This window comes from Nocardioides sp. YIM 152588 (assembly GCF_040191335.1).
Taxonomy (GTDB): domain Bacteria; phylum Actinomycetota; class Actinomycetes; order Propionibacteriales; family Nocardioidaceae; genus Nocardioides.
This window is the reverse complement of record NZ_JBEGDJ010000094.1, coordinates 1-6566: the sequence shown is the minus strand read 5'-3', so window position 1 is coordinate 6566 and position 6566 is coordinate 1. Positions and strand designations below refer to the sequence as shown.

At 75.4% G+C, this 6566-nt stretch carries 6 protein-coding genes; 3 read left to right on the top strand and 3 right to left on the bottom strand.

Translation table 11 applies throughout. The features are described 5' to 3' along the window. The 3 genes from ABLM29_RS21910 to ABLM29_RS21900 all read right to left on the bottom strand — a co-directional run. Positions 1 to 643: thiamine pyrophosphate-binding protein (locus ABLM29_RS21910; protein WP_349716750.1), on the bottom strand; the 643-nt coding region annotated here is incomplete at its 3' end. Beyond that, positions 640 to 1590, bottom strand: coding sequence for an o-succinylbenzoate synthase (locus ABLM29_RS21905; RefSeq protein ID WP_349716751.1), 951 nt, complete (start codon positions 1588 to 1590; stop codon positions 640 to 642). The genes ABLM29_RS21910 and ABLM29_RS21905, both read right to left, overlap by 4 nt. A gap of 5 nt (positions 1591 to 1595) precedes the next feature. Continuing rightward, positions 1596 to 2660, bottom strand: coding sequence for an AMP-binding enzyme (locus tag ABLM29_RS21900; protein WP_349716749.1), 1065 nt, complete (start codon positions 2658 to 2660; stop codon positions 1596 to 1598). Between the two features lie 38 nt (positions 2661 to 2698). Between ABLM29_RS21900 and ABLM29_RS21895 the strand changes: the two genes are divergently transcribed. From ABLM29_RS21895 to ABLM29_RS21885, 3 genes are read left to right on the top strand one after another with little or no spacing between them, the layout of a single operon-like run. Next, on the top strand, positions 2699 to 4054 hold the full coding sequence (locus ABLM29_RS21895; RefSeq protein ID WP_349716748.1) for an MFS transporter: 1356 nt from the start codon (positions 2699 to 2701) through the stop codon (positions 4052 to 4054). 10 nt (positions 4055 to 4064) lie between these two features. Further along, positions 4065 to 5363 (top strand): MFS transporter, encoded by a 1299-nt coding sequence (locus ABLM29_RS21890; protein ID WP_349716747.1) that lies wholly within the window; start codon positions 4065 to 4067, stop codon positions 5361 to 5363. A gap of 10 nt (positions 5364 to 5373) precedes the next feature. Continuing rightward, positions 5374 to 6264, top strand: a complete 891-nt coding sequence (locus ABLM29_RS21885; RefSeq protein WP_349716746.1) for a 1,4-dihydroxy-2-naphthoate polyprenyltransferase — start codon at positions 5374 to 5376, stop codon at positions 6262 to 6264. Positions 6265 to 6566: the final 302 nt, after the last annotated feature.

Genomic DNA, 6566 nt, shown 5'->3' with positions numbered 1-6566 from the left:
CGGGCGGTCTGGCGTCGTCGCCGGCGACCACCACCGTGCGGGGTCCGCGCCCGAGCACGGTGGCCGGGCCGGCCGGCTCGCGCCAGTGCGGGGCGGGCTCCGGGGGCGTGGGCACCATCGCGGCCGGGTAGACCGCCTCGGTCGGCACCAGCGGGGCGTCCAGCTGGACGTTGAGGTGGAGCGGGCCGTCGGCCACGTCGGCGACCGTGGCGAGCGCCTCGACCGACGCCACGTCGTGGGAGGGCACCGGGCGGCCGAAGATGCCGACCTGGTCGGTGGTCTGGTTGGCGCCGGTGGCGCGCAGCCGCGCGGGCCGGTCGGCGGAGACGACGACCAACGGCAGCCCGGCGTGCAGCGCCTCCAGCACGGCCGGGTGCAGGTTCGCCACGGCGGTGCCCGACGTGGTGACCACCGCGGCGCGGGCGCCGACCCGGGTCAGCCCGACCGCGAGGAAGCCGGCGCTGCGCTCGTCGATGCGCGTGTGCAGCCGCAGCGCGCCGTCCCGCTCGGCCTGCCACAGCGCGAACGCCAGCGGCGCGTTGCGCGAGCCCGGGGCGAGCACGACCTCGCGGACACCCACGCGGAGCAGGTGCTCCACCACGGCGGCCGCCAGCGCGGCGGCGGACGACTGCGAATCCTTCACAGCACCCGATCCTCGCGCAGGGCCCGGACCTCGGCGAGGCGGGCCTCCCAGTGGGCGACCCGGTCCGGCGCCGCGGCCAGCCGGTCCAGCGCCGCCGGGTCGACCGCGGGAGCCCCCACCGGGAGCGCGCCGCCGACGGGCAGCAGCGGGTGGTGCGCCACGTCGTCGGTGAGCAGCCGGACCGTGGCCAGGCCGCAGGCGTGCGGCAGCTCCGGCAGCGCGGCGGCCAGCGCCACCCCGGCCGCGATCCCGACCGAGGTCTCCAGCGCCGAGGAGACCACCACCGGCAGCCCGATGCGCTCGGCGATCTCCAGGCAGGCACGCACGCCGCCGAGCGGCTGCACCTTGAGCACTGCGACGTCGGCCGCCTCCAGGTCACGGACCCGGTACGGGTCGGCCGCGCGGCGGATCGACTCGTCGGCGGCGATCGGGACGTCCACGCGGCGGCGGACGAGCGCCAGGTCCTCGACGGAGGTGACCGGCTGCTCGACGTACTCCAGGCCGCCGGCGGCGCGGTCCAACACGCCGATCGCCGTGACCGCCTCCTCGACGCTCCACGCGCCGTTGGCGTCGACCCGGATCCGGCCGTCGGGCCCCAGCGCCTGGCGGACCGCGGCGACCCGGGCCTCGTCCTCGGCCAACGGCTGGCCGGGGTCGGCGACCTTCACCTTGGCGGTCCGGCAGCCGCTGCCGGCCACGATCTCGAGCGCCCGCTCGGGGCCGACCGCGGGGACGGTGACGTTGACCGGGACCCGGTCGCGCACCGGCGCGGGCCAGTCCCCGGCGGCGGCCTCCTCGGCGCAGGCGAGCCACGGCTCGGCGACGTCGGCCGGGTACTCCAGGAACGGGCTCCACTCGCCCCAGCCGGCCGGCCCCTCGACGAACGCCGCCTCCCGCACGGTGATCCCGCGGAACCGGGTCCGCATCGGGATCGAGACGACCCGCAGCCCGGTCACGACCGCTCCGCCCGTTCGTCGGCCTCGAGGTCGTCGGCCTCGAGCGCGAGCGCACGGAGCGCCTGCCGGTCGGGCTTGCCGTTGGTCAGCAACGGCAGCTCCTCCAGTACGACGACCTGGCGCGGCGCCCACGAGCGCGGGTGCGCCGCGCCGACCCACTCGCGCAGGGCCGCCGGGTCGGGCACGTCCCCCTCGCCCGCGGCGACGGGGACGACGAAGGCGACCACCCGGTTGCCCCACTCCTCGTCGGGCACGCCGAGCACCTCGGCCTGGTCGAGCGCCGGGTGCTCGCGCAGCCGCGAGGCGACGGCCGGGCCGGGCACGTTGACCCCGCCGCTGACGACGACGTCGTCGATCCGCCCGATCACCCGCAGGCGGCCGTCCTCGTCGAACCGGCCGGCGTCGGAGGTGCGGTACCAGCCGTCGACGAGCGTCTCGCGGGTCAGCTCGGGGTTGTCCCGGTAGCCGTCGAAGAGGGTCGGCCCGGCGATCCGGATCCGGCCCCCGGCTCCCAGCGCCACCGCGACCCCGTCCAGCGCGACGCCGTCGTAGACGCAGCCGCCCGCGGTCTCGGCCGCGCCGTAGGTGGCGACCACCCGGATCCCCTCGGCCTCGGCGCGCGCCCGCATCGCCGGGTCGATCGGGCCGCCGCCGAGCAGCACGGTGTGCGCGCGGCGCAGCGCGGCGACCTCGTCGGGCCGCCCCAGCGCGCGGTGCAGCTGGGTGGGCACCAGCGAGGTGAACCAGCCCTCGCCCGCGGGCCAGCCGGAGTCGTCGTACGAGGTCGGCGGGTGGCCGGCGACCAGGGACCGGGCCACCACCTGGAGGCCGGCGATGTAGGTGACCGGCAGCGCCAGCACCCACGGGCCGGTGGCGCCGAGGCGGCGCGCGCTGGCCTCGACCGAGGCGAGCACCGCGGCCCGGGAGAGGACCACCCGCTTGGGCGTGCCGCTGGAGCCGGAGGTGGGGATCACCAGCCGGTCCTCGCCGGGTCCGTCGAGCCACGACCGGACCTGTCCGACCACCTCGTCGACGCCGCCGCGCGGCTGCCAATAACCCACGCGACAGACGCTATCGGGGCCAGGGACAATCGTCCGAGATGAGCACCGAAGTACCGGACGCGCGGGGCGTCCTGAAGCGCCTGATCCCACCCACTCCGATGTCGAAGCGGCTGGCGATCCAGTCGATGCTGTTCTCCACCGGCGACGGCGCGTTCATGACCGGCAGCGCGGTCTTCCTGACCCAGGTGGTCGGGCTGTCGGCGGCGATGGTCGGCCTCGGCCTGACCATCGCCGGGGTGCTCGAGTTCCTCCTCGCCTACCCGGCGGGGCGGATCGTGGACCGGCTCGGCCCGAAGCGGGTGTGGGCGGTGGCCTCGTCCGGCCACGCGCTCAGCTTCGCGCTGCTGCCGTTCGTGACCTCGTTCGAGGAGTACCTGGCCGTCGCGCTGCTCTTCGCGCTGGTCGGCTCCGCCGGTGGCGCCGCACACCAGGCGTACGTCATCGACGTGCTGCCCCGGAAGGAGCGGATCGAGACGCAGGCCTACATGTACTCCTCGCTCAACGTCGGCTTCACCGTCGGCGCGATGGTCGGCGGCCTGGCGCTGGCCACCGGCAGCCTGGACGTGATCCGGTGGAGCCCGTGGCTCTCCGCGGCGCTGCTCGCCGCGAACGCCTTCTGGATCGTGCGGCTGCCCAAGGCGCCGCACGACCTGCGGGTGGCCAGCGGCGCGGCCCGGGTGAAGCCGACCGGGCCCGGGCCGATGCGCAACCGCGGCTGGATGGCGCTGACGTTCTTCCTCGGCGTGCTGTGGACCAACCAGGTGCTGCTGCACACCGTGATCCCGCTGTGGCTGGTCGAGGCGACCGACGCGCCGCACGTGCTGCTCGCCTGGCTGTTCGGCACCAACACGGTGCTGTGCATCTTCCTGCCGGCGTACACGTCGAAGGGGGTGCGGGACCTGGCGAGCGCGAAGCGCTACGTCTGGATCTCGACGGGCTTCTTCGTGATCTCCTGCCTGATCACGATGGTCACCCACTCCACGGTCGGCCTGGTCACCGTGCTGCTCGTGTGGCTGGGCCACGTCACCGTGACCGGCGCGGAGCTCTTCGTCTCCGGCGCCAGCTGGGCCGTCGAGGCCGAGCTGATGGACCCTCGCCGCCGCGGCGAGTACCAGGGCGTCGCCGAGGTGTTCAGCGCGCTGGGCTCGAAGTGGGCGCCGGCGGTCTACACGTTCCTGGCGATGTCCTGGGGCGCCGAGGGCTGGCTGATCATCGCCGCGATCATCGTGGCCGCCGCGATCGGCACCGGCCCGGCGATCCGCCGGGCGCAGGCCTTCGCCGAGGAGCACTTCGAGCCCGACGAGGTCGCCGCGTCGGTGGCCGAGGCGGGTGCGGACCCGGGGCCGGAGGCGGACGCGGGGACCGCGCTGTCGGTGCCGGCCGGTCCGGCGTAGACTTATCTTGATGTCAAGATACTTCACCCCCGCGCGTCTCACCCGGCTCCTCGGACCGACCCCGCTGGTACGCCGCCTGACCGAGCAGTCGGTGCTCTCGGCGTTCGGCGACGGCGTCTTCCTCACCGGCAGCGCGGTCTTCTTCACCCAGATCGTGGGGCTCTCGGCCGCCCAGGTCGGCCTCGGCCTGACGCTCTCGGGCGTCGCCACGTTCGCCCTGGCCGTGCCGCTGGGCAAGCTCAGCGACCGGTACGGCGCCCGCCGGATCTGGGCGCTGACCTCGCTGCTCGAGGCGCTGGCCTACCTGCTCTGGCTCGCCGTCGGCTCGATGACCGCGTTCGTCGCGGTGATGGTCGGGCTGGGGCTGGTGCAGGCCGCCAGCCGCTCCTCGCGCAACGCCTACCGCTTCGACGTCTTCCCGCGCGAGGAGCGGGTGCGCTCCAACGCCTACTTCCGGGCCGCCCGCAACGTCGGCTACACCCTCGGCGCGCTGCTGGCCGGCATCGCGCTGGCCCAAGAGCACGACGGCCTGGTCCGCGCGATCCCCGCCATCACCGCGGCGCTGCTGCTGGTCAACGCGGCGCTGGTCTCCCGGCTGCCCGCGGCGGCCCCCGGGGCTGCCCCCGGGGCGTCGGCGGACGAGGCCGCGACGGCCGACCCGGCCGGCGCCGCCCTCCTCCTCGGCGCGCGCACCAGCGTGCTGCGCAACCGCGGCTACCTCGCGACGGCGTTCTTCGGCGGCGTGCTCAGCACCCACCAGGTGCTGCTCAACGTCGTCATCCCGCTGTGGCTGGTCCAGGAGACCGACGCCCCGCGGGTACTGCTGGCCTGGCTGTTCGGCACCAACACCGTGATGGCGGTGCTGTTCCAGGTCGCCGCCGCCCGCGGCATCACCACGGTCGCGGACTCGCTGCGCGCCCAGCGCCGCGGCGCGTTCTTCTTCGTGCTCTCCTGCGGGGTCGTGCTGGTCACCCACGACACCGTCGGCTGGGTGACGGTCGCCCTGATCTGGCTCGGCCACATCACGGTCACCGGCGCCGAGCTCTACCAGTCCGCGGGCGAGTGGGGCCTGCAGGCCGAGCTCTCCGAGCCGGACCGGCGCGGGGAGTACCAGGGCGTCACCCAGCTCGGCTTCACCCTCGGCTCGGTGTGGGCGCCGGCGGCCTACACGTTCCTCGCGATCGAGTGGGGAGCGACCGGCTGGCTGCTCATCGCGGCGATCATCCTGGTCGCGGCGGCGGCCATCCACCCGAGCGCCGCGGCGGGTGAGCGCTACCTGGCGCGCGCCCGCGTGCCGGTGCCTGCTTAGATCCCTGACCATGGCCACCCCCGCGCACTGGCTCGCCGGAGCCCGCCCCCGCACGCTCCCCGCGGCGCTCGCCCCCGTCCTCGCCGGCACCGGCCTGGCGGCGTACGCCGACGGCCTGGTGTGGTGGAAGGCCCTGCTCGCCCTCGTGGTCAGCCTGGCCCTGCAGGTCGGCGTGAACTACGCCAACGACTACTCCGACGGCATCCGCGGCACCGACGACGAGCGCGTCGGCCCGCTGCGCCTGGTCGGCTCGGGGCTGGCCGCGCCCGGCGCGGTGAAGCGGGCCGCGTTCGCGTCGTTCGGGGTGGCCGGAGTGGCCGGCCTGATGCTCGCCGCGACGACCGCCTGGTGGCTGGTCGCGCTCGGCGCGGTCTGCGTGCTCGCCGCCTGGTACTACACCGGCGGCAAGAAGCCCTACGGCTACCTGGGGCTGGGCGAGGTGATGGTCTTCGTCTTCTTCGGCCTGGTCGCGGTGATGGGCACGACCTACGTGCAGACCGAGACGCTGGCCGGCTCGCTGGGCTGGGCGTCGTTCGCGGCCGGCTCCGGCATCGGCGCGCTGGCCTGCGGGATCCTGGTCGCCAACAACCTGCGCGACATCCCGACCGACACGGTCTCGGGCAAGCGCACGCTCGCGGTGCGACTCGGCGACGCGCGGACCCGCCGCTTCTACGTGCTGCTGGTCGCGCTGGCCGCCGTCGCGGTCGTCGTGGTCGCGGCGCTCACCACCTGGTGGGCGCTGCTCGGCCTCGGCTTCCTGCTGCCGGCCGCGACCGGCGTGCGCGTGGTGCTGTCGGGCGCCGGCGGCCCCGGGCTGATCCCGGTGCTGCAGAAGACCGGCGTGGCCGAGCTGGTCTGGGCCGCCCTGGTCTTCGGCGGCCTGGTCATCGCCGCCGCCTGACGTTCACGCCGTCGAGCACCGACCTCACGGCTGCCATCGCGGGGAACGCACGGCGAGCACGCGGAGGGAGCGCCAGCGACCGGAGCGGACGAGCCGGGCTTCTCCGCGCGCAGCCGCGGTGAGACGCCAGAACACCTGGCACCGAGCGAACCTCGACCGCGCGCGCGGCAGCGTGGCGAGCGCAGCGAAGACGCGCGCGCGGCAGCGTGGCGAGCGCAGCGAAGACGCGCGCGCGGCAGCGTGGCGAGCGCAGCGAAGACGCGCGCGCGGCAGCGTGGCGAGCGCAGCGAAGACGCGCGCGC

Coding starts and splice junctions, on each gene's coding strand:
- ABLM29_RS21885 (WP_349716746.1), top strand. CDS start 5,374: ATGGCCACCCCCGCGCACTGGCTCGCCGGAGCCCGCCCCCGCACGCTC.
- ABLM29_RS21890 (WP_349716747.1), top strand. CDS start 4,065: ATGTCAAGATACTTCACCCCCGCGCGTCTCACCCGGCTCCTCGGACCG.
- ABLM29_RS21895 (WP_349716748.1), top strand. CDS start 2,699: ATGAGCACCGAAGTACCGGACGCGCGGGGCGTCCTGAAGCGCCTGATC.